Origin of the sequence: Rhodanobacter sp. Root561 (assembly GCF_001427365.1) — a bacterium.
Taxonomy (GTDB): domain Bacteria; phylum Pseudomonadota; class Gammaproteobacteria; order Xanthomonadales; family Rhodanobacteraceae; genus Rhodanobacter.
Genome location: NZ_LMGH01000001.1, coordinates 267,444 through 293,145, shown reverse-complemented (window position 1 = coordinate 293,145; position 25,702 = coordinate 267,444). Strand labels below are relative to the sequence as shown.

Here is a 25,702-nt window from a genome sequence, read left to right as displayed (position 1 = left end):
ATGGCGGCAATCGGCCGAAGTCATGACAATGGCCGTCGGACCGGTGGACTCGGGCCCGCAAGGCCCCATATATGACCGGTGAGCACTTCCCGACCGTCACGCGAATCCGCACCGATGCGCAACGACTCCTGCCCGCTGGACGCATTCCACCCGGCCGTCGCCGCCTGGTTTCGCCGCACCTTTCCTGCGCCCACCGCGGCGCAGGTGGCAGCGTGGCCGTCGATCCGCGCCGGCCAACACACCCTGGTCGCCGCGCCCACTGGCTCGGGCAAGACGCTGACCGCCTTCCTCGCCGCGATCGACGAACTGGTGCGCGAAGGCGCGACCCATGGCGGCGTGCTGGCTGACACCACCAGCGTGCTCTACGTGTCACCGCTGAAGGCGCTGTCGAACGACATCCACATCAACCTGGAAGCGCCGCTGGAAGGCATCCGCACCGAACTCGAAAAACTCGGCCTGCCCGACGTGGCGATCCGCACCGCGGTGCGCACCGGCGACACTCCGCAGGTCGAGCGCAACCTGCTGCGCAAGGTGCCGCCGCACATCCTGGTGACCACGCCCGAATCGCTGTACGTGCTGCTCGGCTCGGCCTCGGGGCGCGCCATGCTGGCCGGCGTGCGCTCGGTGATCGTCGACGAGATCCACGCCATCGCCGGCAGCAAGCGCGGCTCGCACCTGGCATTGTCGCTGGAGCGGCTGGAATCGCTGTGCCAGCGGCGCCTGCTGCGGATCGGGTTGTCGGCGACGCAGAAGCCCATAGAAAAGATCGCCGACTTTCTGGTCGGCGCTCAACACTCCCTTCTCCCTCCGGGAGACAAATCGGCAGGACTGCCGATTTGCACGGCGGATGCCGCCCGCAGGGTGAGGCACATGGATGTGCCGAATGAAGGTGCCCGAAGGGCGGATGAGGGTTCGGGGTCGCGAAAGAGACACAACAAAGCGGCTCACGAATGTGACTCCCCCGCGAGCACCCACCCCTCATCCGACCCTTCGGGCCACCTTCTCCCCACGGGGGAGAAGGAAGATCCGTGCACCATCATCAACACGGGCCACACCCGCCCCCGCGACCTCGCCATCGAAGTGCCCCCGGTCCCGCTCGAAGCGGTGATGTCGAACGACAGCTGGGAGCTGGTCTACAACCGCCTCGCCCAACTGGTGGAGGCGCATCGCACCACCCTGGTCTTCGTCAACACCCGGCGCATGGCCGAGCGCGCCGCGCGGCACCTGTCCGAGCGGCTGGGCAAGGAACACGTGGCCGCCCACCACGGCAGCCTGGCCAAGGAGCTGCGGCTGGACGCCGAGCAGCGGCTGAAGCGCGGCGAACTGAAGGTGCTGGTGGCGACCGCGTCGCTGGAGCTGGGCATCGACATCGGCGAGGTGGACCTGGTCTGCCAGCTCGGCTCGCCGCGCTCGATCGCCGCCTTCCTGCAGCGCGCCGGCCGTTCCGGCCACAGCATCGACGGCACGCCGAAGGCACGGCTGTTCCCGGCCACCCGCGACGACCTGATCGAATGCACCGCCCTGCTCGACTGCGTGCGCCGCGGCGAGCTGGACGCGCTGATCCTGCCACCGCAGCCGCTGGACGTGCTGGCCCAGCAGATCGTGGCCGAAGTCGCCTGCGCCGAGTGGGACGAGGACGCGCTGTACGCACTGGTGCGCCGCGCGTATCCGTATCGCGATCTTTCGCGCGCGGATTTCGACGCCGTGGTGCGCATGCTGGCCGAAGGCTTCACCACGCGGCAGGGCCCCCGCGCGGCGTACATCCATCGCGACGCGGTGAACCGGCAACTGCGCCCGCGGCGCAGTGCGCGGCTCACCGCGTTGACCTCCGGTGGCACCATTCCCGAGACCGCCGACTACAAGGTGGTGCTGGAACCGCAGGCGATCATCGTGGGCACGGTGAACGAGGATTTCGCGGTCGAGAGCATGGCCGGCGACATCTTCCAGCTGGGCAACGCCAGCTACCGCATCCAGCGCGTCGAGCGCGACCGCTTGCGGGTGGAGGATGCGCACGGCGCACCGCCGAGCATTCCGTTCTGGCTGGGCGAGGCGCCCGGGCGCAGCAACGAGCTGTCGTTCGGCGTGTCGCGATTGCGCGAGGAAATCTCCGTACAACTCGATGCCGGCGGCGTGCCGGCGGCGGTCGCGTGGCTGCAGGAAACACTGGGTCTCGGCGAAGCAGCCGCCCGGCAACTCGTCGACTACCTCGCCCGCGCCAAGGCCGCGCTCGGCGTCCTCCCCAGCCAGCACACCCTGGTGCTGGAGCGCTTCTTCGACGAGTCCGGCGGCACCCAGCTGGTGATCCACACGCCGTGGGGCAGCCGCATCAACCGCGCGTGGGGGTTGGCGCTGCGCAAGCGCTTCTGCCGCCAGTTCAATTTCGAGCTGCAGGCGGCGGCGACCGAGGACGCGATCGTGCTTTCGCTGTCCACCAGCCACAGCTTTCCGCTGGAGGAAGTGGCGCATTACCTGCGCTCGAACACCGCCGAGCACGTGCTGGTACAGGCCCTGCTCGACGCCCCGCTGTTCCCCGCGCGCTGGCGCTGGAACGCAGTGACCGCGCTGGCGCTGCCGCGCTTCACCGGCGGCAAGAAGACGCCGCCGCCGCTGCAGCGGATGAAGAGCGAGGACCTGCTCGCCGCGGTATTCCCCGACCAGGTCGCCTGCCTGGAAAACATCGTGGGCGAGCGCGAGGTGCCCGACCACCCGCTGGTCAACCAGACCATGCACGACTGCCTGCGCGAGGCGATGGACGTGGACGGGCTGCTGGCGATCCTGCGCCAGCTCGAAGCCGGCGAAATCGCCATCGTGGCGCGCGATCTCACCGCACCCAGCCCGCTCGCCGCCGAAGTGTTGAACGCGGCACCGTATGCCTTCCTCGACGATGCGCCGCTGGAAGAGCGCCGCACCCAGGCCGTGCAGAACCGTCGCTGGAACGCCGACAGCGCCGACGACCTGGGCCGGCTCGATCCCGACGCGATCGCCGCGGTGCGCGAGGAGGCGTGGCCGCAGGTGCGCGATGCCGACGAGATGCACGAGGCGCTGACCTTGCTGGGTTTCGTCACCGCCGCGGAGGTTGACGCCAACACGGGCTGGGCCGAACGACTGCAGGCGCTCGCCGGGGTGAAGCGCGCGACACGCCTCACCGACGTGTGGACCACTGCGGAACAATTGCCACTGTGGCTGGCGCTGCACCCCGCCGCCAGCATGCAACCGCCGATCGCGGCACCGGCCGAATACGCCGCGCAGGCGTGGACGCGCGAGGACGCACTGCTGGAACTGGTGCGCCACCGTCTCGGCGGGCTCGGCCCGGTCACCGTGCGCGAGCTGGCGCAGTCGATGAACGTCGACGCGGGCGAGATCGAGCAGGCGCTGTTGCGGCTGCAGTCCGAAGGCTACGTGATGCAGGGCCGCTTCACCGCCGATGCGAGCGACACCGAATGGTGCGAGCGGCATCTGCTGGCGCGCATCCACCGCTACACCATCGGCCGGTTGCGCCGCGAGATCGAGCCGGTCAGCCGGCGCGCGCTGATGCGTTTCCTGTTCGACTGGCAGCACGTGTCGGCGGCCACCCGCTTGAACGGCCCCGATGCGCTGGTTGCCACACTGGCACAGCTGGAAGGTTACGAGGCTGCGGCTGGCGCGTGGGAAGCGGAGATCCTGCCAGCGCGCGTGAGCGATTACTCGATCAGCTGGCTGGACGAACTGTGCCGTGCCGGCCGCATCACGTGGAGCCGTTTGCGCACCGGCAGCGGCGGTGGCGGCGGCCCGGTGCGCAGCACGCCGATCGTGCTGCTGCCGCGGCGCGAGGTGGCCGTCTGGACGGCCGTCGCCTGCAGCGACGACGCGCAGGACATCCTGCTGTCCTCGCGCGCCCAGGCCGTGGCCGACGCGCTGCGCGAACATGGCGCGCTGTTCTTCGACGAACTGCTGGCCGACACCCGCCTGCTGCGGACGGAGCTGGAAGACGCACTGGGTGAACTGGTCGCCGCCGGCCGGATCAGCGCCGACAGCTTCGCCGGCCTGCGCGCCCTGCTGCTGCCGGCGGCGAAGCGCGACGGCGCACGGCAGCGGCGCATGCGCCGGCATGCGTTCGGCGGAATCGAGGATGCAGGACGCTGGGCATTGGCGCGGGGCGCCTCCCTTCTCCCCACCGGGGAGAAGGTGGCCCCGAAGGGGTCGGATGAGGGGCGGGTGCTCGCGGAGAGGTCAGAAGGTTCGCGAGGAGAGCAGCCCCTCACCTCAATCCTCTCCCCGGAGGGGAGAGGAAGCGAACGTGGCGCTTCGCGCCGGCTTGATTCGGATGAAGCAGAGCACGTTGCACGTGCTCTGCTTCGCCGCTACGGCGTGGTGTTCTGGAAGCTGCTGGAACGCGAGGCGCCGTGGCTGCCGTCGTGGCGCGAACTGCTGCGCGTCTATCACCGGCTGGAGGCGCGCGGCGAAATCCGCGGCGGGCGCTTCGTCGAAGGCCTGGTCGGTGAGCAGTTCGCCCTGCCCGAGGCGATTGCGCCGCTGCGGGCGATTCGCCAGCGCGCGGACGACGGCGAGCTGGTCTGCGTCAGCGGCAGCGATCCGCTGAACCTGGTCGGCACCGTGCTGGTCGGCGACAAGGTACCGGCGCTGGCCGGCTCGCGCGTGCTGTATCGCGACGGCATGCCGATCGCCGCGCTGGTCGGCGGCAAGGTCGTGCCATTGATCGAGTTGTCGGCAGCCGATGCCCGGCTGGCGAAGCAGGTGTTGCTGCGCCATCCCCCCTCGCAGCCGGAAGCCGTGGCCGCGGCGCGCTGACGCGATGGGCTGCCTGCCGGTGCTGCTGCTGTTCCCGCTGGGTTTCGGGCTTGGCTATCTGGTGGGCGGCGACGTCGGCGGCATCTGGGGCGGCGGCATCGGCCTGACGCTTGGCCTGGCGTTGATGATCCTGCTGGTCCGGGCGATGCGGCGGCGGCGCTAGAGCTTGAGATGGATGTGCCGGCGATCCATCGCCCGAACGATCAACCACCACACCGCCACGAACACCACCGCGAACGCCAGCGATGGCACGTACGGACCGAAGCGCGGTGTCATCCAGTCGGCGAACAACGTGCGGTACCACGACGCCTGGCCCAGCGTGGGCAGCACGATCTGCATCAGCTCCGAACCGGCATAGGCGGCGATCGCGTTGACCCCGAAGCTGCGACCCAGGGCGGGCCAGCCGCGACGGTCGATCAGCCAGTGGAACGCCAGCAGCGCCAGCGTGGCCCAGCCTGCCGTCCACAGCACGAACGACGGCGTCCACAGGTTCTTGTTCAGCGGCAACCACAGCGACCACAGCGCGCCAAGCAGAAGGCAGGCGACACCGGCCAGCAACAGCGTCCGGATTTTCCCGCGGCGCAGCCAGCAGCCTGCGCGCAAACCCAGCAAGGTGCTGGCCAGGGACGGCAAGCTGCCGAGCAGACCTTCCGGGTCGTGGCCGCGGCCGGTCACCGGATCGATCTGGTAGACGAAGCGGCCGAACAGCGCGCTGTCGAAACGGCTGACGATGTTCGTCCACGGCTCCAGCGAACCGCCGAGCACCAGCAGACCCCAATAGCCCAGCAGCAGGCCGGCGATGGCGGTCCACTGCGTGCGCGGCCGCGTGTACACCGCGAACAGCGCCACCCCCGCGAAGCACAGCCCGATGCGTTGCAGCACGCCGGGAAAACGCAGGTGGGCCTGCGGCATGACCAGCGCCGCCAGCACATTGATCGCCACGCCCAGCAGCAGGATGCGCAGCGCACGCCACATCGCGCCGCGGATCAGCGCCTCGGGCGCTGCGCCCTGCTCCAGTCGCGGCAGGATCGAGAACGCCACCGACACGCCAACCACGAACAGGAAGAATGGAAACACCAGATCGGTCGGCGTGCAGCCGTCCCACGTCGAATGTTCCAGCGGCCAGTAGACGTGGCCCCAGTCACCGGGGTCATTGACCAGCAGCATCGCGGCCACGGTGCAGCCGCGCAGCGCGTCGAGTGAGGCGAGGCGTTTCATGGGGAGCGCAAGCAAAAGCGAAAGCGCAAAAGCACCGGGATACCTCTCCCTTCCAGGGGACAAATCGGCAGGACTGCCGATTTGCACGGCGCCAGCCGCCCGAAGGGTGAGGGCCATGGATGGCCCGAATGCAGGAAGGGAGGGGGTGGCTCAGGGTCGCCGGGAAAATCAAAAGCGAACCCCACCCCAACCCTCCCCTGCTGCGCAGGGGAGGGAGACAGGCAGCGCGCGTGCACGATCGATCTCACGGACTCAACGCCACGCGGCCCAGCGCGTACAGCGGCCCGTCGGTCGGCGCGGTGTAGATCAGGCACAACGCGCGTTCGCCCTGCTGCGCGGGCAGCGCCGCGTCCAGGGTGAAGTTGCGGGCGCTGTGCGTGGGATCGGGCAAGGCCATGCTGGCCAGCACCGGGCCGGCGCAGGTGTCCAGGTGCACCACCATTTCGCCGAACGGCGTCCTGTTCGGGTGCGACATCACCAGCTTCTGCTCGTGCGCCAGCGCGAAGTTGCGTTCGAGCCGTACCGCCTCGACATGGATGCGGCGCAGTCCATCCAGCGGCGTGGCGGGATACAGCTGGCAGCTGTTGAACACGTTGATGCTGTAGACCGGCGACGCCGAGGCGGCATCGGGCAGCGGTTGCACGCGCAGGCGGAAATCGCTGCCGGGGCAGTTCGGCAAGTCGTTGCCGTCGAGGCCGAGCAGGCTGGCGCGATCCAGCACACGCTGGCGCGAGGTGGCCAGCACGCTGCCATCGGCGGCGAAGCTGGCCGCGCGCACGGTGGTCGGCAGGGTCACGTTGAACGGTGCGTCGTAGCGCGGCGAAGCCTGCGTGGGCGCGCTGCCGTCCAGCGTGTAGCGGATGGTGCCGAAATCCGTCTGGTTCGACAGCGTAACGGTGGCCTTGCCGGTGGCCAGGGCAAGCGTGCGATCAATGGCGATGTCCACCGCGAACGCGCTGTCGGCGTAGGCGACGTGTTGCGCCCGGTAGCGTGCAAGTTGCGCCGGCAAGCGGGCGAGGAAATGCGGCCAGTTGATGGAGCCGGCCGGCGACCACGCCACTTCACTGAGCGCATCCAGCCGCGGGAACACGGCGTGTTCCACATGCGCGAAGGTGGGAATGTGCTCGGCCCACACGTTGGCCTGCACGCCGAGCACATGCGCGGCTTGCTTCGGGCCCAGCACGGCAGGCACCACCTGGAATGCGTAGACGCTGCGCAGCGATTCCACGCCCATGCGCCCGGCGTATTCGTCGGCGAGGTCGCCCTGCACGTGATCGAAGTACAGCGCAGGCGCGGGCGACATCACCACGTCGTGGCCCATCATCGTCGCCTTGATCGCGCCGTCGGTGCCGCGCCAGGACATCACCGTGGCGTCGGCCGGCAGGTGCTCGCCTTCGAGGATCTCGTCCCAGCCGATCAGCTTGCGGCCATGCCGGTCGAGGTACTGGCCGATGCGGTCGATGAACCAGCCCTGCAGCGCGTCTTCGCTGGTGATGCCCAGCGCGCGCATCTTCGCCTGCACGGCGGGCGAGGCCTGCCACTGGTCCTTGATCGCCTCGTCGCCGCCGACGTGGATGTATCTGGAGGGGAACAGCGCCAGCACTTCATCGAGCACGTTGTCGATGAAGTCGAAGGTGGCATCGTCCACGTTGTACAGATACGGATTGACGCCCCAGTCGACCGACACTTCCGGCCGCTTTCCGGTGACGCCGAGCTGCGGGTACGCGGCCACCGCGGCCTGTGCATGACCGGGCATGTCCAGCTCCGGCACGATGGTGATGTGGCGCGCGGTGGCATAGGCGACCACCTCGCGGATCTGCGCCTGCGTGTAGAAGCCGCCGTAGCGTTTCGGCTCGCCCTCCTTGCCGGCGTCCGGCGGCGTGCGCCACGCACCGATGCGGGTGAGCTCGGGATAGCGTTTGATCTGGATCCGCCAGCCCTGGTCGTCGGTGAGATGCCAATGGAACACGTTGAGCTTGTGCTGGGCCATCTGGTCGAGCAGGCGTTTCACCTCGTCCACGCTCTGGAAGTGGCGCACCGAATCCAGCATCAGGCCGCGCCAGGCGAAGCGGGGCTGGTCGGCGATGTGCAAGGCCGGCACCTGCACCGCGCCGTGTTTCGCATCGGGCGTGAGTAATTGCCACAGCGTGGTCGCGCCACGGAACAGTCCGGCGTCGGTGCGTGCTGCGAGCCTGATGCCTTGCGGCGTCACGTCGAGCACATAGGCTTCGTCATTCGCCGGCGCAAGCCCGGGGTCGAGCCGAAGCACGATCTCGCCAGTGACGGCGGCGTGCTGGTGCACGGCGAGTTTCAGGCCACGCGTGCGCCCGGTGAGGTCGGCCAGCCATTGCGCGGTGCGCAGGCTTGCCGCGCTTTTGTCGGCAACCACGATCGGCGTGGCCGGGCCTACGGTGAAATGTCCCTCTGCCGGGTCGACTTGGACCGGCTGGGGAATCAGGGAGTTGACGGGTGGCCGGGCCAGCAGCGGATTGGCCAGCAGCCAGGTCGCGGCGAACAGCATGCAGCGCAACAGGACGGTCGGGCGGCGCGTAGTCGACAAGGTCATCGGCGGTCTCCGCAGGATGGTCCACGCAAGATGCCATGGACGTGGACGCAAGGCCTGCTCAAAAAAACGGGCCCGGAAAGACTTGCCCGGGCCCGTTCGGGGAGGATGCTGCGCCATCCATGGCTCGCGTTTTCTGCATGCAAATCAGAGCACGCAGATCAGAGCTTGAAGCGGAGGTTCAGGTAGTACTGGCGACCGTTCACATAGAACGCATACGGCTGTTTTCCGTAGGCGTCGTTTTTGGTGTAGTACTTCAGCTTCGGGTTATTGAGGTTCATCGCGTCCAGCGACAGCGACATCCAGTCGGTGAGGTTCACGCCCAGCGAAGCGGACAGGCTGCCGATGCCTTGCTGGAAGTAGGTGTCGGTGCGGCTGACACCGGCGTAGAACTCCGAACGATAGGTGTAGCTGACGCGGGCGTTCAGCAGCTTGTTCTCGAAGTAACCAGACACGTTGTAGGTGTTCTTCGAGGTGCCCTGCAACGGCTCGTCACCCGTGGCATGGCCATCGGCATAGGTGTAGTTGCCCTGCACGCCGAAGTGCTCGCCGACCGGCTGGATGTAGTTCAGCTCCACGCCACGCACCTGGCCGTTGACGTTGCGCGGCACGCTGATCAGGTAGTCGTTGAACACGTCGTGGCCAGCCGCCTGGGAGGCCTGCATGTCCTTGAACGTGCGTGTCTCGTTGCCGAAGTTGATGTAGTCCTTCAGGTTCATCGCGTACACGCCGGCGGACAGCAGGCCGCGCGGCGCGAAATACCATTCCAGCGACGCATCGAAGTTGCTGGAGATCAGCGGATCGAGCTTCGGATTGCCGCCACTGCCAGTGTGGGTGAGATCGTCGGCGGAGACGTAGCCGGCCAGCGCCGAGTAGTCCGGACGGGTCATCGTCTGCGAGGCGGCCACGCGCAGCAGCAGGTCGTCGTTGATGCTGTAACGCAGGTTCGCGCTGGGCAGGAACTTGCTGTGGGTCTTCTTGTAGGTGTTCCAGTAGTAGTCGCCGAAGGCGGAGCCAGTGATCGGACCTTCCACGGTATTGGCGTCGCCATCGGGCGCGGTACTGCTGTAGCCGATATTTTCCTTGGTCTGCACGTAGCGCACGCCGAAGTTGCCGGCGACCGCGCCGGTTTCGAAGTTCATCTGCAGATAGGCGGCGGTGTCCTTCTCCTTCACCCGATAGATGTCGTTGAAGTAGAACCGCCCGACCGGATCACGATTGGCGAACTGCGAGTCGATCTGCGCCAGCTGGCCCGGCGTGTAGTACCAGATGTTGCCGGGGAAGCTGCCGCCCACCGAGTTGCCGAAATCGCCGGGATAGTTCTGGTGCGAGGTCGGATACAGCGCCGGATTGGTCCAGTCGGTGGCCCAGTTCGGCCCCTGCGCCACTTCGAACGGGTTTTCGCGGGTGTGATCGGCGTAGCGCACGCCAAACTCAAGCGAGGAGAACGCGCCATCGTCGAACGCGAGCTCGCCGTCGAGCTGGCCCCACTTCTCCTTGTCGGTGACCTTGATGCCCTGGCCGCCGAAGATCCAGCCGGAACCGGGCAGGATGCCGGACGGCGAGGCGTTGTCGCCGCCCAGCGTCCAGTTGATCGGCTTGCCGGTGCCGCGCATGTCCCAGCTGGCGCCCGCGCCGCCCGCGGTACCCAGTTCGATCACGTCCTGGGTCGGGCTGCTGCCGGTGCCGCGGGTGCTGCCCACCTGGCCCTTCAGGGTCAGGTGATCGGAGACCCGCCAGTTGGCGTCGAGGGTGAGGAACTTCGATTCGGAGGCGGCGCCCGGACGGGAGATCTGGTCATAGACGCCATAGGCGTTGGTGCCGCCGCTGATCGTGCCGTTGGTGACCACGTTGTTGTTGACCGCGCCCGGGGTGAGCACGCCGCCGCCCGCACCGCCCAGCGCGCTGCTGGCCCACATCATGTAGTTGCGGTTGTAGTTGTCGGCCTTGAGCTTGGAGTAGAACCCGTTCAGGTCGAGCGTGAGGTTTTCGGTGGGCTTGAACTGCAGGTCGACCACGCCGCCCTTGCGCTCGCGCGTCTGGGTGAACAGCACTGCGCCGATCTCGTTCGGGTAGTACATGCCGGCCAGTTCGGGATGCGCCGCGACGGTGTTCGGTGCCGAGGCCGCGGTAATCTGCTGGTAACCGCCAACCACTTCCTGGCCATTGCGCTGCAGGCTGCGCTTCTCGTAGAAGCCCTGCACCAGCAGGCCGACGGTGTTGCTGTCGTTCTTCCAGTTGAACATCCCGCTGAACTGCGGCTTGGTGTTGCTGGGCAGGTCGGAGTAGACGCCGCCGATCGACGCTTCGGCGGTGATGTTCTTGGCGAACTCGAGCGGCTTGCGCGAGATGATGTCGACCGAGCCGGCCGCGCCACCCTCGACGATCTTCGCCTCGGAGGTCTTGTGCACCACGACCTGGCTGACGATTTCCGACGGCAGCAGGCTGTAGCTGACGCTGCGGCCCACGGTCTGCACCTGGCTCAGCACGAACCAGTCACCGGTGCCCACGGTGTGGCCGTTGACCAGGGTCTGGGTCAGGCTGGGGTTGGTGCCGCGCAGGCTGACGCGATCGTTCTCGTCGAAGCCGCCTTCGGCAGCGCTGGACGAGCTGATGTTGACGCCGGGCAGGCGCTGCAGCGTATCGGCCACGTTCTTGGCCGGCAGCTTGCCGATGTCTTCGGCGGTGACGATTTCCACGTGCGACGCCGCGGCCTTCTTGAGGTTCAGCGACTCCGCCTCGCTGTCGCGGATACCCACCACGGTGACGGTGCCAAGCTGGGTGGCGTCCTTGTCCTTCTGCCGGGTCGTGCTGGTCGTGTTGCCGGTCGATTGTGCGTCCTGCGCAAACGCCACGCCGGATACGCACAGACTGGTGATGATGCTCGCTGCTAGCAATGTCTTGCGGTAATTCATGATCTCCTCCCCTCAGAGGCTGGCTTGAATCAGGACCGGCTGATGACGGTCGCGGACGTTGGTTGTGACTTGCTTGGCGCCGTGTCGCCGGATGGCGGACGGAATCTCATCTCAATCTCCCTTGTGCTCATCCAGAAACCAGCCGGCGGCGCCAATGACACCAAGCTGGCCGTGCTCGATCAGTCGAACCGGAACCTGTTGCAGCCAGGCGCGCATCACGCCCTTGTTGAAATAGCGTTCGGCAAACGTGCTGGCCAGCAGGAACGGCTGGATCTGCGGCAGGATGCCGCCGGCCAGGTACACCGCGCGGGCGCCGTACAGCAGCACCAGGTCGCCCACGAAACTGCCCAGCAGTCCGCAGAAGACCTGCAGCGCCTCGACCGCGGCGGCATCGTTGCCGGCCAGTGCGGCGGCGGTGATCTCGGCCGGGGTCAGCTGGCGCTCGATGCAGCCGCGCAACTCGCACAGCGCGCCGTAAAGCTTGAGCAGGCCAGGGCCGGACAGCGCGTCCTCGAACGACACGTGCGAGCGCTCGCGGCGGAACAGGCGCAGGATCTCGATCTCGCGCTCGGTGCCCGGCGCCAGCGAAATCTGGCCCGCCTCGGTGGCCAGCACCTGGGCGCGCGGCTGGCCCGGCAGCAACACCGCCGAACCCAGGCCGGTACCCGGGCCCATCACCAGCACCGGTCCGCGGGTGGCGGGCCGGCTGCTTTCGATGATCGACATCGCGTCGTCGGCGCCGATGAACTGGGTAGCGTAGGCGACCGCCTCGAAGTCGTTGATCACGGCCAGCTGGCGGATGCCGAGCGCGGCGCGGATCTCGCCGATCGACACCGGCCACGGCAGGTTCTCGTTGACGATGGCATCGTCCAGCACGTAGCCGGCGCAGGCCACCGCGCAATCGCTGAGCTGGCTGCACAGGGCCGCATGCGGTGATGCTTCGAGCTGCGCCACGAAGTCGCCGAGCATCGCGGGCAGGCCGGACCAGTCCGCGCAGCTGTAGCGGTGGTAATGCAGCACCTTGACCGACTGGCCACCCGGCGCCGCGACCACCAGGCCGATGCGCGCGTGCGTGCCGCCCACATCGGCGGCCAGGAACGGCTGCGCCGCAACGGGGCCGGCACGACCGACGCCTGTCGACGACAGGCCGTCGCCCAGCGGCGTGCCGGTTGCCGCGGATGCATGGCGCTGGTTGGCGCGTTCCCCCACTGCCCTCTCCCGTGTCTGGCCCGCTGGCGTCGGCGATGCGATGGACGCACCCGGCCGGGACTGATGAGGGCCGAGTCTGCTGTCAAAATGACAACGTTGTCAACAGGGTTCGGTACGATTTTTCCAAAGCCCTCTGTGGCGCCGCAACATAGCTGTCATGACACTCCTGCGTCGGCGTCCAACTTTGTGCGGCGCAGCGCTGTTGCATAGCGAAAGCACCTGATTCGATCCTCCGGCCAGGTGCTGACGCAACGCCACACAAACACCGGTTTCGGACGTCTGGACGGCTGCACCTGGAGCGGGATCCGGCCGCTCGCGTCCGGCCATAATTGACAACGTTGCACTTTTCAGCGAATAAAGAGACATTCCAGCCAGCCCGGTCATCCGATCGGCGCACGCGGCGACTCGGGGAAAACATCCATGGCAACGACGCTGACGGCGGCACCGTCCCAACGCGGCTATTTCGGTCCGATGCTGATCATCGGCGTGCTGTTCTTCATCTTCGGCTTCGTCACCTGGCTGAACGGTCCACTGACGATCTTCGTGAAGCTCGCCTTCAACCTCGACGACGTCAGCGCCTTCCTGATCCCGGTGGCGTTCTACCTGTCGTACTTCTGCCTGGCCCTGCCCTCGTCGGTGGTGCTGCGACGCACCGGCATGAAGAAGGGCATGGCGCTGGGCCTGTTCGTGATGGCGATCGGCGCGGTGCTGTTCGGCGAATTCATCAACATCCGCATCTACCACGGCGCCCTGGTCGGGCTGTTCGTGATCGGCGCCGGGCTGTCGCTGCTGCAGACCGCGTCCAATCCCTACATCAGCATCCTGGGGCCGATCGACAGCGCGGCGCAGCGGATCGCCTTCATGGGCATCTGCAACAAGGTGGCCGGCGCGCTGGCGCCGCTGGTGTTCGGCGCGCTGGTGCTCAGCGGCATCGACACGCTGGACCAGCAGGTGAAGGACGCGCCCACCGCGGCGGCGCGCGAGGCCCTGCTCAACGGTTTCGCGGCGCGCGTGTACTGGCCGTACATGGCGATGGCGGCGCTGCTGGTGTTGCTGGCGATCTGGGTGGTGCGCTCGTCGCTGCCGGAGATCAAGCCCGCCGGCGCGAACGACGAAAGGGCGATCGGCCATGCCGGCCGCAGCATCTACAGCTTTCCGCACATGTGGCTGGGCGTGCTGTGCCTGTTCCTCTACGTCGGCGTGGAGGTGATGGCGGGCGACGCGATCGGCATCTACGGCCAGGGTTTCGGCCTGCCGCTGGACGCCACCAAGCATTTCACCTCGTACACCATGCTCGGCATGCTGGCCGGCTACGTCGTGGGCCTGCTGGTGATCCCGCGCTACATCTCGCAGCAGCGTTACCTGGCCGTGTCGGCGGTGCTGGGCGTGCTGTTCGCGATCGGCGCGTACGTCACCCGGGGCTACGTGTCGGTGGGTTTCGTCGCCGCGCTGGGCTTCGCCAACGCGATGATGTGGCCGGCGATCTTCCCGCTCGCGATCAAGGGGCTGGGCCGGCACACCGAGGCGGCCTCCGCGCTGCTGATCATGGGCATCGTCGGCGGCGCGCTGATCCCGCAGGTCTTCGTGCACCTGAAGCAGCTGATCGACTTCCAGCTGGCCTTCCTGTGCGTGATGGTGCCGTGCTACCTGTACATCCTCTACTACGGCCTGGCCGGGCACCACATCGGCCAGGCCGCCGCCAGCAGCGCGGCACAAGGCACTTGAGCTAGGATGCATGCGCCGCCGCGCAATCCGGCGGCGCCCGCTTCGGTTCGACGGCAGCGGCGTCACCAATCACGATGCATGAGGTTCAACGGGTGCGCAGTGCCACCATCAAGGATGTCGCGGAACGGGCCGGCGTCTCGCTGAAGACCGTTTCGCGAGTGATCAACAACGAACCGTCCGTGCATGCCCGCACCCGCGAGAAGGTGCAGCGCGAGATCGACGCGCTCGGCTACCAGCCCGACCCCTCCGCGCGCAGCTTGCGCAGCACCCGCGCCTACGCGATCGGACTGGTCTACGACAACCCGAACGCGCACTACATCATCAACCTGCAGCGCGGCGTGCTGTCGGTGTGCCGCTCCAGCGGCTTCGGCCTGCAGATCCATCCCTGCGATTCAAGCTCGCCGAAACTGGCCGACGAGCTGCGCACCCTGGTGCAGCGCTCGCGCCTGGCCGGCCTGGTGCTGGCGCCGCCGATGTCCGAACAGCCGGAGCTGATCCGCAGCCTGGTCGAGGCGAAGATCCCGTTCATCCGGATCATCTCCGCGCGCAAGGACCCGCAGGACGGCTTTCCCTGCGTCTACGTCGACGACCGCGACGCCGCCTACGCGATCACCGAGCACCTGATCCAGCTCGGCCACCAGCGCATCGGCTTCCTGTGGGGCGGCCGCGAACACCGTTCCAGCCCCGAGCGCTACCAGGGTTACGAGGACGCGCTGAAGGACTACGGCATCCCACTCGACCGCAAGCTGATCCTCGCCGGCGACTACACCTTCGACGACGGCTTCCGCGGCGCCCGCAAACTGCTGGCGCTGAAGGACCGCCCCACCGCGATCTTCGGTTCCAACGACGAAATCGCCGCCGGCGTGCTCGCCGCCGCCCACTCCGACGGCATCAACGTGCCCTACGAACTGTCGATCGCCGGCTTCGAGGACAGCCCGTTCTCCAAGCAGTCCTGGCCGGCATTGACCACCGCCCGCCAGGCCACCGAGGAAATCGCGCGGCATGCCGCCCAGCGCCTGATCGGCGACCTGCAGCGCGAAGCCAACGGCGAACCGGCGCAGCATGCGAACGAAGGCTTCAGCCCCGAGCTGGTGGTGCGCGGGTCGACGGCGCCAAGGCATGTGGCGCAGGCGCCGCGGGGTGGTGGTGGGCGGCGCAAGCCTGCGGCATAACATCGACTGCACACGGTCATCATATCGACTGCCAACTCATGACTATCACGGGGTATGTCTAGATCGAATTTCGCGGGGAGTCGACACCATGAATCATGCCGACATCAGTGTTTCAGACAGTTTGATAGTTTTTGGAGGCTCTAGGTTTATACGAGCTGTCGTCGGGCCGTTCGGAGATTTGGCGGACTACTTGTCTAGGGAACCTGAGGCGCTAGTCGTCACGGATACTGACAAAACGCTTTGGGAAGTTAGCTCTCATCCGCAAGCTTCTCTAACTGCGTTCCAAGGCTTTATCGGAATCTGCGCTTTCATGGGGTCATGGTTCGCAACGACCGCACTTAACGAGCTGTACGAACTCAAAATTCGGCCCGCAATTAGGGAAATGCTTGGCGGCATAGAATTCTCTGGCACCCGCGTGTACGGGGTTTCACTATGTTCTTGTCATCTACCAACGCAAACCAGGCTCATGCTTGTTGCCTTGGGGAGGACAGCTGCAGAGGTTTCTCGCGCAGAGCAACTTATCCCTACCGTCCTTTACCATGCGAGTAAATGGGCCGAGCAAAATATCTCGGCCCCGAAGGTCCATCTATACAAGATTGAGGGGGAATCTTTTTCAAATCTGCCAGAGCTCTACCCAGACGTGATCTCAGCATTAGGATCGCTTGCATCAGCATTCCCACTTCGACCGCCCAACTTCATTCGTCATGACGGCTAACTTACCAAAGCAACATTAAGGGACAAATTTAATCGTAAAGGGTCAGAGACATTATTGAATGCCTTGGAATTTGGGGCGACCCAGTGTCCTACGACAGATAATGTCTCTGCCCTCCCTATGCTCCCTCAAGCCGCCTCCCACGCCTTCGCCAGCTCCCCGGCAAGGTCGCGATAACGGCGCGGCGGATGGCCAAGCAGGCCGGTGAGCAGCTCCACCGCATTCGATTTGCCGAGCATGCCGTCGACGTGGAAGCGCGCCAGCATCAGGCGCAAATCGTAAGCCGACCACGACGGCATGAAGCCGGCCATGGCGGTCTCCCAGGCATCGAGGTCGTTGCCCGCTGGCGTCACCGGCTTGCCCAGCACGCCGGACCAGATCGTCGCCAGCGCATCACCGGTCAACACGTCCGGGCCGGTGATCTCGATCACCTCGCGCGGCAGCGGCGTCGCGGACCGCGCGCGGCGGAGCAGCGCGGCCACCGCGATCTCGGCGATATCGCGCACGTCGACCATCGCCACGCCGACGTTGCCGATGGGCATGCCGTAACGCCCCTGCAGCAGGCCGTCCTTGAGCGCCGCATCGTTCTGCATGAAGTAGGACGGGCGCAGCACGGTCACCGGCAGGTCGAACTGCTCGATCATCCGTTCAACCGTGTACTTGCCGGTGAAATGCGGTACGTCGGTGTAGGCATCGCTGTTGAGTACCGACAGATACACGACGCGCTGGATGCCCGCCTCGCGCGCCAGGCTCAGCGTGCCGATCGCCTGGGTCACTTCATCGGCGACCACGGCATTGAGCAGAAACAGCGTGTCGACGTCCTGCAGCGCCGCACGCATCGAGGGAACGTCGGTCATGTCGCCCTTGACCGCGATGACGCCCTCGGGAAACGACGCCTTGGCCGGGTCGCGCGTCAACGCGCGGACGCTGGCGCCCTGCGCGGCCAGCCCGCGAACGACGAGGCTGCCGATGGTGCCGGTGCTGCCGGTGACGAGAATGTTCATGGGAATCTCCTTCGAAGTGGTGGACAACGCCATCCTGCTGTTTCATGAAGCGTCCCGATAGCCGCATAATCTGGACATCCCGTCTCACTCATGGAACAGCCGTGGATCTGCTCGCGCTGGCCGATTTCAACGACGTGGCGCGACATGGCGGCTTCGGCCGCGCCGCGCGAGCCACTGGCCGACCCAAGGCCACGATGTCGCGGCGGGTACGTCAGCTGGAAGATGCGCTGGGCGTGCGCCTGTTCGAGCGCGGCGGCCACACCCTGCGCCTGACGCCGGAAGGCCGCGAGCTGCAGGAACGGACGCAGTCGCTGCTGGAACACATCGATGAAGTGGGCGAGGTATTGCGCGGGGGCATCGGCACGCCACGCGGCAGGCTGCGCATCAGCGCGCCGGTGCTGTTCGGCCAGCGCGGCCTGGGCCGCATCGCCGCGGACTACGCGCTCGCCTATCCCCAGGTGCAGTTGGAAGTGGTCACCGAGGATCGCTTCGTCGATCCGGTGGATGACGATTTCGACCTGATCATCCGCGCCAATCCCGATCCCTCGACCGACCTGTCCGGCCGTTGCTTCCTGCGCGACGTGATGGTGGTCGTGGCCGCACCGTCACTACCGCGGTCAGCGGGAAGAAATGGCGCCGCGGTACCCGCCATCACGTTGTCGCGCACGCCCGCCGATGTCACCTGGCAGCTCACGCGCGCGCGCAGCGTGCGCCACATCGCGACGCGCACCGTGCTGCGCCTGTCGTCGATGGCGATGATCCACGATGCGGTGACCGCCGGGGTGGGCGCCGCCGCCATGCCGCGTTCGCTGGTCCAGGCCGACATCGACGCCGGCCGGCTGCTCGACTGGGGCGTGCTCGCCGACCACCCGGTCGAAGTGTGGGCACTGTATCCCTCACATCGACATGTGAGCGCCCGAGTGGCCGCCTTCGTGAAACTGCTGCTGGATCGCTTTGAAAACGCATCGCCCAAGGCGTTCGCGCGGCTCGCGGGTGCTTGGTAGCACACTGGGTGGCAACGTCCTGGACGGAGGTAACAACTTGGAGAAAGACGACACTGGCCACCCGTCCCGCTAGTATTGGGCAATGGCGTTTAATTACCTCCGTCCCTTTAAACTTCCAGAGGTTTTTCGGCCGATCAGCAATCCCCAGGTCGCCCGGTGGGCATGTGGGCAACGTCAATCGAAGAGTGGACCTAAGTTCATGCGGCTCGGGCGCTGATCCCAGGCGGTGAACGCTTCGGTGGCGGAGGTTAAGAGGTCTTGGTCCGTATCGGGCCAACGCCTAGTCATCGCGACCTTCAGTATCTCGCCCAGCGCGATGGCGCAGGCCCGTTGTTCCGAGTCCTCGCCCGAGTCGTTGTAGACCTCCGCCACGGCCCGGCCCAATGCAAAGGCCGCCATCGGGAGCGGGCTGGGCTGGGCGAGCACAAGGGAGGCGTGGAAGGCGGCCAGGTGGGCGATCACTTCACCAGCTAGATCGTCAAAATCCAGATCGAACATCTTCGATGCACGGGGCATGCGGAAGGCGGCGAGGATGTTCTGCTTAATGGGCCCGGTCATTTTGTGGGCGGTGAGCAACTGCACATGCCCATCGACTCGCCTCGGCGTTAAGCGCGTCGGTTCTGATGGGGCTGGGGCCGCCGGGGCCGCTTGCGGCCGGCGGCGATGAAGGCGCCAGGAGACGATGGCGAAGGCGATGACTGCCGGGACCAGCGCGGCGGCGAACCAGACCGGTGCGTGTGCGTGGCGACGCAGGAGTTCGGTGAGCGCCAATCCGACACCCGCCGCGACGGCGGGGGCGCCCCACCGATGCGGAATGAGCCAGGCCGCCAGAGCGCCGACGATCCAAAAAACAGGATCGAGAAAACCGACCAGCACTACGAACCATTCGACATCCATTCCCGTCTCCCCTTCAGTGCTCGGGGACTGTAGCAGCGCGGGGATCGCGGAGCCCAGGGTCAGGAGCCCCAGGGTCAGGTCTTGTTTGCCACATTGTCTCGCACCAAACCTTCCATCAAGCGGTGGTGTTCGCCTGATCAAGTCCGGCGAAATGAACTCAACCGCGTGCGATCACACCAATAGCCACCACCGCCAACGCCACGCCAGTCAGATTGAGCCGACTCAAGCGCTCCCGGAACAGCACCAGTCCCACCACCGCACCCAGCGCCACCACGCCGATATTCATGCTGGCGAAGACCAGCGCCGGGTGCTGCGGCAGGGCGCGGTGGCCGCGCAGGTAGAACAGGATGTTGCCGAAGTTGGCCAGGCCCAGCAGCAGTCCGGCGACGGCGCTGCGGGCGGTGAAGCGGGTGCTGCCGTGGACGCGGCGCCACAGCTGCATCGCGAACGCGACCAGCAGCGCCAGCGCGAACATCGCCTGCAGCGAGGTGCCCAGCGACACGCCGGCCTGGGCCACCCGCTTGAACAGGATGTCGATCACGCCGAAGCCGGCGAACACCAGCAGCGGATACAGCCAGCCGGCGGCGCCTTCGTTCGTCGGTGCGTGGCCGCTGCGCCAGACCATGCACGAGAGCGCCAGCAGGCCCAGCGCGATGCCGCCCAGCTTGAAGGCGGAGAGCTGCTCGCCGAACAGCACGAACGCAGCCAGCAGCGAGAGCAGCAGGGACAGCCGCTGCGCCGCGTCGCTGCGCACGATGCCGGCGTGGCGCACCGCGGCGGCCAACGCGAGGAAGATGGTCGGCAGCAGGATGCCCAGCGCGACCAGCGCCAGCCACGGCACGCCCGGTTCGCGCAGGCTGGCCGGAGCGGGTTGCAGCAGCAGCGCGGTGAGCACGCTGGCCACCAGGTAGTTCCAGGCGATCGCCTGGCCCACGTCGAGCCGGAATCGGCGCGCCAGTTTCAGCAACACCGACACCAGCACGCTGCACAGCACGCTCAGCAACACGAAAATCATCGGGGCATTCCAGCGCGACCAGGGCGCATTGTGCCGCAGCACCGGCCAAAGTCATCGGTGCGGTCGGGCATCAGCCGCGCAGGCTCTTCACCAGCATCAGGATCGCCACCGCAATGATCGCCAGCGCGAAGATGATGTTGAGCGCGCCGCGCGTCTTCGCCAGCCGCTTTGCACCCATCGCTCCCAACCAGCCGCCGACAATGCCGCCGCCGATGAACTCGGCCGCCACCGGCCAGTCGACCAGGCCGGAGATCGCGTAATTGATCGCCGCGGTGAGGCCGAACGAGCCGACCGCGAACAGCGAGGTGCCGATCGCGTAGATGATCTCCATGCCACTGGCGAACATCAGCCCGGGCACGATCAGGAACCCGCCGCCGATGCCGAAGAAGCCGGCCAGGCTGCCGGTGCCCAGGCCCACCGCGCCCAGCCGCGGATACATGCCCGGCAGCGGATAGCGATCCACGCCGCCGCGCCGTCCGCGCAGCATGAAGCCGGCCACCACCATCATCAGCAGCGCGAACAGCACCAGCAGGTGCTGGCCGTTGATCGCCTTGCCGATGCTGGAGCCGATGAAGGCGCCAAGCACGCCGGTGGCGGCGAAGGTGAAGGCCACCTTCCAGCGCACGTGGCCGGCACGCGCATGGGGGATCAGGTTGGCGAACGCGTTGAACGACACCGCCAGCGCACTGGTGCCGATCGCCAGGTGCGGGTCGTGCACGCCGACCACATACAGCAGCAACGGCACCGCCAGGATCGAGCCGCCACCGCCGATCAGGGCCAGCGAGAAACCCACGGCCGAACCGCAGGCGATCGCCAGCAGGGCCTGCATGGTCAGCAGATGCGTCATCGCGGTTTCCATCCAGGTGGAAGGTCAGTCGTCGACACAGAACTGCCTGAACAAGGTGGTCATCAGCGCCTGCACGCGCGGGTCGCTGATGCGATAGTGGATCGTCTGCGCTTCGCGCCGGCCGCTGACCACGCCGTCGCGACGCAACAGCGACAGGTGCTGGGACACGGTGGCCTGGGCCAGCCCCAGCGCCTGCGCCAGCTCGCCGACCGAGCGTTCGCCCTGCACCAGCTCGCACAGCAGCATCAGCCGGTTGTGGCTGGCCATCGCCTTCAGCACCGCGACCGCCTCGTCGGCGTGGCGATGCAGCTGCGCCGGCAGGGCCGGCGCGGCGGCCTGCCGCGCCCGAGGCTTGCGCCGGGTGACGGCGGCCATCAGCGGCGGCTCATTTCCAGCCAGCCGCGCAGGATCGACAAGTCGTAACCGGCCGCCTCGGTGGTGGCCAGGATGTTGTCGACGGTGTCGTCGGACGACAGCGCCCACAGCGCGCTGCAGCGCGTGCCGCTGCGGCAGAACGCCAGCACCGGCCCGGGCAGTTGCGCCAGCGCCTCGCTGAAGCTGCGCACCTGGTCATCGTTGACCTTGCCCGACACCACCGGGATATGCCGCCATTCCAGGCCCGCCGCGAGTGCCGCCGCTTCCAGCCCGGCGTTGTCCGGCTGGCCCGGCTCTTCGCCGTCGGGCCGGTTGTTGACGACGCTGCGAAAGCCCTGCGCGACGATCGCCGGCATGTCCGCCGCGGCGATCTGCGGGGCGACGCTGAGCTGCTCGGTGAGTTGACGGGGTTGCATGGGTTTCCCTCCAGGGTGAAGCCGCGCCGGCGATCAGATCGCATCCAGCGGAATTTTCAGATAGCGCACGCCATTGTCCTCAGCCGGCGGCAGGTGGCCGGCGCGCATGTTCACCTGTACCGCGGGCAACAGCAACTGCGGCACTTTCAGGGTGGCGTCGCGGGCGCGGCGCATGGCCACGAAGGCCGCCTCATCGATGCCGTCGCGCACGTGGACGTTGCCCGTGCGCTGCGCGGCCACGGTGGTTTCGCAGACGAACCCGTCGCGTCCCGGCACCTGGTAGTCGTGGCACAGGAACAGCCGCGTCGCGTCCGGCAGCGCGAAAATCCTGCGGATCGAACGGTACAGCGTGGCCGCGTCGCCGCCGGGGAAATCGCAGCGGGCGGTGCCGTAGTCGGGCATGAACAAGGTGTCGCCGACGAAGGCGGCGTCGCCGATCACGTGCACCATGCACGCCGGCGTGTGGCCGGGCGTGTGCAGCGCCTGCGCCTCGATGCCGCCCAGCAGGTAGCGCTCGCCGTCGGCGAACAGGTGATCGAACTGGCTGCCGTCACGGGCGAAGCCGGCGCCGGCATTGAACAGCGTGGCGAAGGTCGCTTGCACCTCGCGGATGTGCTCGCCGATGGCAAGTCGGCCACCCAGCCGCTCGCGCACGTACGGCGCCGCGGACAGGTGATCGGCATGGGCATGCGTCTCGATGAGCCATTCGACGTCGAGCCGCTGCGCCTGCACGAAGGCGATCACCGCGTCAGCCGACGCGTGGCCGGTGCACCCGGACGCCGCGTCGTAGTCGAGCACCACGTCGAACACCGCCGCCTTCATCGTGGCCGGGTCCCACGCCACGTGGCTGAAGGTGTTGCTCGGTTCGTGGAAGAACGACTTCACTTCGGGACGTTGCATGACGTGCTCCCTCAACGCCGGGCCGCCGGCAACCGCGATGCCAGCCGCCAGCCTACGACCATGCTTGCCACCAGCGCCAGCAGGGACGGATCGGTCGCGCCCAGCGAGGCCAGCGCAGGACCGGGACAGTATCCCGCGATGCCCCAGCCGATGCCGAACAGCGCCGCGCCGCCCACCAACCGCATATCGAACCGCCGCGAGGTGGGTAACTGGAAGGCGTCCGCCAGCAGCGGACGCGCACGCCGCAGCACCAGCCGGTAGCCGATCGCCGTGGTCAGCACCGCACCGGCCATCACGAACGCCAGGCGTGGGTCCCACTGGCCGAAGATGTCGAGGAAACCCAGCACCACCGCCGGCTGGGTCATGCCGCCGAGGCTCAGGCCCAGTCCGAACAGCAGGCCGGCCAGCAGGCCGAGTAGCAGCTTCATGTCACAGCCCTCCGGGCAGGTGGCGGACCACGTAGACCGTGGCGATGCCGAAGACCATGAAGACCGCGGTGGCCAGCAGGGAACGGGGCGACAGGCGCGCGATGCCGCAGACGCCGTGGCCGCTGGTGCAGCCGCTGCCGATGCCCGTGCCGAAGCCCACCAGCAGGCCGGCCAGCAGCATCCACGGCAAACCTGTTTGCGGCGCGCCGATGCCGCTGTCGCCGCGAATCAGCCAGAGCAGCCATGGCGCGATGACCAGGCCCGCCACGAAGGCGATCCGCCAGCCGCGATCGCCGACGCCGCGACGGATCAGGCTGCCGGCAATCCCGCTGATGCCGGCGATCCGGCCCAGCGCCGCCATCAGCAGCACGGCCGCCACGCCGATCAGGACACCGCCAAGGACGGAAAGCAGGTATGGATGCATAATTGTTGTTTCGTATATTCTAATTAATGAATTTATATATCATGCCATCGCCGGCTACCGCAATGGCAGACCGCATCGTCCCGTTCGTCCGGATGACGGCCTGCCTGAAGCTTCACGCGATGGCAAGTTACCCGTGGCCTTCCCGGGCCAGGTGCATCTTTCGCAGCAGCGCGACGAAGCGCGGGTCGGCGCGCAACGCATCCCAGCGGCGATCCACCCGGAGGAAGGTCATCCGCACGTCGTGCGCGGCATAGCCGCGTTCAAGCCAGTCGAGCGCGTGCGCGTTGTCGCCCAGGCCGCAATAGATCGTGGCGATGCTGGTGGGCGGCAGGTACGCCTGCTGCGCGCGCTGCAGCAGGTCATCGAGCACGGCCTGCGCCTGCGCTGTGCGGCCAGCGCGGGCCAGCGCGAAGCCGAGCATCGAGACCGCCTGCTGGCTGCCGCCGGACAGTTTGCTGGCCGCGGCGAAGTCGTCGACCGCCGCGGCGTAGCGCCCTGCGTTGCTGTCGAGCCAGCCGAGCACGAGATGGGCGATCCAGAAGTCCGGGTGCGCACGGCGCACCCCTTCGGCCTGCATGCGCGCCTCGTCCGGGCGGCCGGCATAGGCCACGAAACTGGCCTCCAGTGCGACGTAGAGCGGCGAGGTCGGATCCAGTTCGCGCGCGCGCTGGCTCTCGTGCAATGCCTCGTCGTTGCGACCGAGGTTGGACAGCAACGCCGCGTAGCCGAAATGCAGGTCGGCGAAGTTCGGCTGCAGTGCGATCCCGCGCCGGAAAGCGGCTTCCGCCGCAGCCCAGTCCCAGTCGTACCAGAAGTGGACGAAACCGAGCGGCACATACGCTTCGGCCAACGTGTCATCGATTTTCAGCGCGTGCAGCGCGGCGGCCCTGGCCAGCGGCAGCACGATCTGCGGGTCGGCGTCGCTGATGATCGCCTGGCGCCGATAGCCTTCGGCCAATCCCACGTAGGCCAGCGCGTAGTTGGGATCGATCTTCAACGCGCGCTGGAAGGCCTCGATGCTGCGGACCAGTTCCGGCGGCGTGGCGTTCTGCAGGTGCAGGCGCCCTTCGAGATACAGCTGATAGGCGGCGACGTTGCTGGTGTAGTTCTGCTGCATGCGCAGGCGTTCGTCGCGATCAAGCTTGAGCGACAGCGCCGTGGCCACTTTCTGCGTGATCGCGTCCTGCATCGCGAAGACGTCGTCGAAGTTCTCGTCGAAACTGCCCGTCCACAACGCCGCGCCGCCGGGAATCGCCAGCAGCCGCGCATTCACCCGCACCCGATCGCCGCGCCGCTGCACATAACCTTCCAGCACCGAATTGACGCCCAGCGCCTGCCCGGCGGCGATCGCATCGTGGCCTGCGCCGGCATACCGACGCACCGCGTCCAGCGAGCGCACCACCACGTGCGGATTGGTGCTCAGCTTGGTGATCAGGGTGTCGGCCATGCCCAGTTCCAGCACCGCATCGTGGGCATCTGCCGGCAGCGGCTTGAATGGCAGCACCGCGAGGCTGGGAACCGGCACCGGCGCGGCGGCGCGCGCGTGCCAGAACCAGCCTGCCGCGATGACGATCGCCAGCAGGGCCAGCACGGCGACGAGGCCGATGCGGCGTGACGAACGTCCGGGGGCTGGCGGCACGGGCAACACGTCTTCCTGCGCGGGCACTCCTTGCGCCGGAACCGGCGCGGCGCCCGCCGGCTCCGGGTCGGCCATCCGCCGCACCGGCTCGACGAAACGATAGCCCTGCCCCGGCTCGGTGAGGATGAAGCGATGGTCGCCCGCGCTCGCTCCCAACACGCGGCGCAGCGCGGAGATGTTCTGCGTGAGGTTGTTCTCCTCGACGATCCGGTTCGGCCAGATCGCCGCCATCAGCGCCTCCTTGCCGAGCACCTTGCCGCCGTTCTCCACCAGCAGCAGCAAGGTATCGAACACCTTGGGCGTCAGCGGGACCGGCGTGCCGTCGTCGCGGCACAACTGCCGCGCGGCGACGTCGATGCGGAAATCGCCGAAGGCGTAATCAGGCTGTCGAGGCTCGCTCACGTCACCTCCCGACCGGGGATCGCGTACCTGGCACCGGCTGTCGAACGAA

General features: G+C 67.3%; 19 protein-coding genes. 5 read left to right on the top strand and 14 right to left on the bottom strand.

The window, feature by feature from the left end; genetic code table 11:
• The first annotated feature begins 114 nt into the window (after nucleotides 1-114).
• On the top strand, nucleotides 115-4,788 hold the full coding sequence (locus ASD55_RS01220; protein ID WP_056763153.1) for a DEAD/DEAH box helicase: 4,674 nt from the start codon (nucleotides 115-117) through the stop codon (nucleotides 4,786-4,788).
• Nucleotides 4,789-4,792: 4 nt separating this feature from the next.
• Nucleotides 4,793-4,951, top strand: a complete 159-nt coding sequence (locus ASD55_RS18675) for a hypothetical protein (RefSeq protein WP_200946047.1) — start codon at nucleotides 4,793-4,795, stop codon at nucleotides 4,949-4,951.
• Here ASD55_RS18675 and ASD55_RS01215 read toward each other — a convergent pair.
• The 4 genes from ASD55_RS01215 to ASD55_RS01200 form a co-directional block, all read right to left on the bottom strand.
• Nucleotides 4,948-6,006, bottom strand: coding sequence for a heparan-alpha-glucosaminide N-acetyltransferase domain-containing protein (locus ASD55_RS01215; RefSeq protein ID WP_056763151.1), 1,059 nt, complete (start codon nucleotides 6,004-6,006; stop codon nucleotides 4,948-4,950). The two genes, ASD55_RS18675 and ASD55_RS01215, sit on opposite strands and share 4 nt — an antisense overlap.
• A 244-nt stretch (nucleotides 6,007-6,250) precedes the next feature.
• Entirely contained in the window at nucleotides 6,251-8,527 is a 2,277-nt protein-coding gene (locus ASD55_RS01210; protein ID WP_056764400.1) for a family 20 glycosylhydrolase, read from the bottom strand.
• A 203-nt stretch (nucleotides 8,528-8,730) separates the two neighbouring features.
• Entirely contained in the window at nucleotides 8,731-11,484 is a 2,754-nt protein-coding gene (locus ASD55_RS01205) for a TonB-dependent receptor (RefSeq protein WP_056763149.1), read from the bottom strand.
• Nucleotides 11,485-11,595: 111 nt separating this feature from the next.
• Nucleotides 11,596-12,693, bottom strand: a complete 1,098-nt coding sequence (locus ASD55_RS01200; protein ID WP_056763147.1) for a glucokinase — start codon at nucleotides 12,691-12,693, stop codon at nucleotides 11,596-11,598.
• Between the two features lie 420 nt (nucleotides 12,694-13,113).
• On the opposite strand from ASD55_RS01200, the gene ASD55_RS01195 reads away from it, so the two are divergent.
• Complete coding sequence (locus tag ASD55_RS01195) at nucleotides 13,114-14,418, top strand: sugar MFS transporter (RefSeq protein ID WP_056763144.1); 1,305 nt, start codon at nucleotides 13,114-13,116, stop codon at nucleotides 14,416-14,418.
• Between the two features lie 92 nt (nucleotides 14,419-14,510).
• Nucleotides 14,511-15,590 carry a LacI family DNA-binding transcriptional regulator gene (locus ASD55_RS01190; protein WP_056764398.1) on the top strand — a complete coding sequence of 360 codons (1,080 nt, stop codon included), beginning with the start codon at nucleotides 14,511-14,513 and terminating at the stop codon, nucleotides 15,588-15,590.
• Between the two features lie 840 nt (nucleotides 15,591-16,430).
• Here the strand turns inward: ASD55_RS01190 and ASD55_RS01185 are convergent.
• Entirely contained in the window at nucleotides 16,431-17,306 is an 876-nt protein-coding gene (locus ASD55_RS01185; RefSeq protein ID WP_056764396.1) for an NmrA/HSCARG family protein, read from the bottom strand.
• A 101-nt stretch (nucleotides 17,307-17,407) separates the two neighbouring features.
• Between ASD55_RS01185 and ASD55_RS01180 the strand changes: the two genes are divergently transcribed.
• The gene (locus ASD55_RS01180) at nucleotides 17,408-18,310 is read left to right on the top strand and encodes a LysR family transcriptional regulator (RefSeq protein WP_056763143.1); all 903 of its coding nucleotides are present in this window, start codon (nucleotides 17,408-17,410) and stop codon (nucleotides 18,308-18,310) included.
• 174 nt (nucleotides 18,311-18,484) lie between these two features.
• On the opposite strand, the gene ASD55_RS01175 is transcribed toward ASD55_RS01180, so the two are convergent.
• The 9 genes from ASD55_RS01175 to ASD55_RS01135 form a co-directional block, all read right to left on the bottom strand.
• On the bottom strand, nucleotides 18,485-19,207 hold the full coding sequence (locus ASD55_RS01175; protein WP_157598728.1) for a hypothetical protein: 723 nt from the start codon (nucleotides 19,205-19,207) through the stop codon (nucleotides 18,485-18,487).
• Between the two features lie 157 nt (nucleotides 19,208-19,364).
• Nucleotides 19,365-20,222, bottom strand: a complete 858-nt coding sequence (locus ASD55_RS01170) for a DMT family transporter (RefSeq protein ID WP_056764394.1) — start codon at nucleotides 20,220-20,222, stop codon at nucleotides 19,365-19,367.
• A 70-nt stretch (nucleotides 20,223-20,292) separates the two neighbouring features.
• Nucleotides 20,293-21,057 carry a sulfite exporter TauE/SafE family protein gene (locus tag ASD55_RS01165; RefSeq protein ID WP_056764392.1) on the bottom strand — a complete coding sequence of 255 codons (765 nt, stop codon included), beginning with the start codon at nucleotides 21,055-21,057 and terminating at the stop codon, nucleotides 20,293-20,295.
• Between the two features lie 36 nt (nucleotides 21,058-21,093).
• Nucleotides 21,094-21,444, bottom strand: coding sequence for a metalloregulator ArsR/SmtB family transcription factor (locus ASD55_RS01160; protein WP_082542602.1), 351 nt, complete (start codon nucleotides 21,442-21,444; stop codon nucleotides 21,094-21,096).
• Complete coding sequence (locus ASD55_RS01155; RefSeq protein WP_056717660.1) at nucleotides 21,444-21,860, bottom strand: TIGR01244 family sulfur transferase; 417 nt, start codon at nucleotides 21,858-21,860, stop codon at nucleotides 21,444-21,446. Before ASD55_RS01155 ends, ASD55_RS01160 begins: the two co-directional genes overlap by 1 nt.
• A 33-nt stretch (nucleotides 21,861-21,893) precedes the next feature.
• Complete coding sequence (locus ASD55_RS01150) at nucleotides 21,894-22,760, bottom strand: MBL fold metallo-hydrolase (RefSeq protein ID WP_056763139.1); 867 nt, start codon at nucleotides 22,758-22,760, stop codon at nucleotides 21,894-21,896.
• Nucleotides 22,761-22,771: 11 nt separating this feature from the next.
• Complete coding sequence (locus tag ASD55_RS01145; RefSeq protein ID WP_056763137.1) at nucleotides 22,772-23,188, bottom strand: DUF6691 family protein; 417 nt, start codon at nucleotides 23,186-23,188, stop codon at nucleotides 22,772-22,774.
• A 1-nt stretch (nucleotide 23,189) separates the two neighbouring features.
• Entirely contained in the window at nucleotides 23,190-23,612 is a 423-nt protein-coding gene (locus tag ASD55_RS01140; RefSeq protein ID WP_056763134.1) for a hypothetical protein, read from the bottom strand.
• Between the two features lie 127 nt (nucleotides 23,613-23,739).
• Nucleotides 23,740-25,653: a winged helix-turn-helix domain-containing protein gene (locus ASD55_RS01135; protein WP_056763132.1), complete on the bottom strand. Its 1,914-nt coding sequence runs from the start codon at nucleotides 25,651-25,653 to the stop codon at nucleotides 23,740-23,742.
• Nucleotides 25,654-25,702 lie beyond the last annotated feature (49 nt).

What these genes read in the sequence shown, in the direction of transcription:
- ASD55_RS01175 (WP_157598728.1), bottom strand. Translation starts at nt 19,207, where the DNA reads ATGGATGTCGAATGGTTCGTAGTGCTGGTCGGTTTTCTCGATCCTGTT.
- ASD55_RS01150 (WP_056763139.1), bottom strand. Translation starts at nt 22,760, where the DNA reads ATGCAACGTCCCGAAGTGAAGTCGTTCTTCCACGAACCGAGCAACACC.
- ASD55_RS01220 (WP_056763153.1), top strand. Translation starts at nt 115, where the DNA reads ATGCGCAACGACTCCTGCCCGCTGGACGCATTCCACCCGGCCGTCGCC.
- ASD55_RS01210 (WP_056764400.1), bottom strand. Translation starts at nt 8,527, where the DNA reads ATGCTGTTCGCCGCGACCTGGCTGCTGGCCAATCCGCTGCTGGCCCGG.
- ASD55_RS01170 (WP_056764394.1), bottom strand. Translation starts at nt 20,222, where the DNA reads ATGATTTTCGTGTTGCTGAGCGTGCTGTGCAGCGTGCTGGTGTCGGTG.
- ASD55_RS01205 (WP_056763149.1), bottom strand. Translation starts at nt 11,484, where the DNA reads ATGAATTACCGCAAGACATTGCTAGCAGCGAGCATCATCACCAGTCTG.
- ASD55_RS01215 (WP_056763151.1), bottom strand. Translation starts at nt 6,006, where the DNA reads ATGAAACGCCTCGCCTCACTCGACGCGCTGCGCGGCTGCACCGTGGCC.
- ASD55_RS01140 (WP_056763134.1), bottom strand. Translation starts at nt 23,612, where the DNA reads ATGCATCCATACCTGCTTTCCGTCCTTGGCGGTGTCCTGATCGGCGTG.
- ASD55_RS01145 (WP_056763137.1), bottom strand. Translation starts at nt 23,188, where the DNA reads ATGAAGCTGCTACTCGGCCTGCTGGCCGGCCTGCTGTTCGGACTGGGC.
- ASD55_RS18675 (WP_200946047.1), top strand. Translation starts at nt 4,793, where the DNA reads ATGGGCTGCCTGCCGGTGCTGCTGCTGTTCCCGCTGGGTTTCGGGCTT.
- ASD55_RS01160 (WP_082542602.1), bottom strand. Translation starts at nt 21,444, where the DNA reads ATGGCCGCCGTCACCCGGCGCAAGCCTCGGGCGCGGCAGGCCGCCGCG.
- ASD55_RS01185 (WP_056764396.1), bottom strand. Translation starts at nt 17,306, where the DNA reads ATGAACATTCTCGTCACCGGCAGCACCGGCACCATCGGCAGCCTCGTC.
- ASD55_RS01195 (WP_056763144.1), top strand. Translation starts at nt 13,114, where the DNA reads ATGGCAACGACGCTGACGGCGGCACCGTCCCAACGCGGCTATTTCGGT.
- ASD55_RS01155 (WP_056717660.1), bottom strand. Translation starts at nt 21,860, where the DNA reads ATGCAACCCCGTCAACTCACCGAGCAGCTCAGCGTCGCCCCGCAGATC.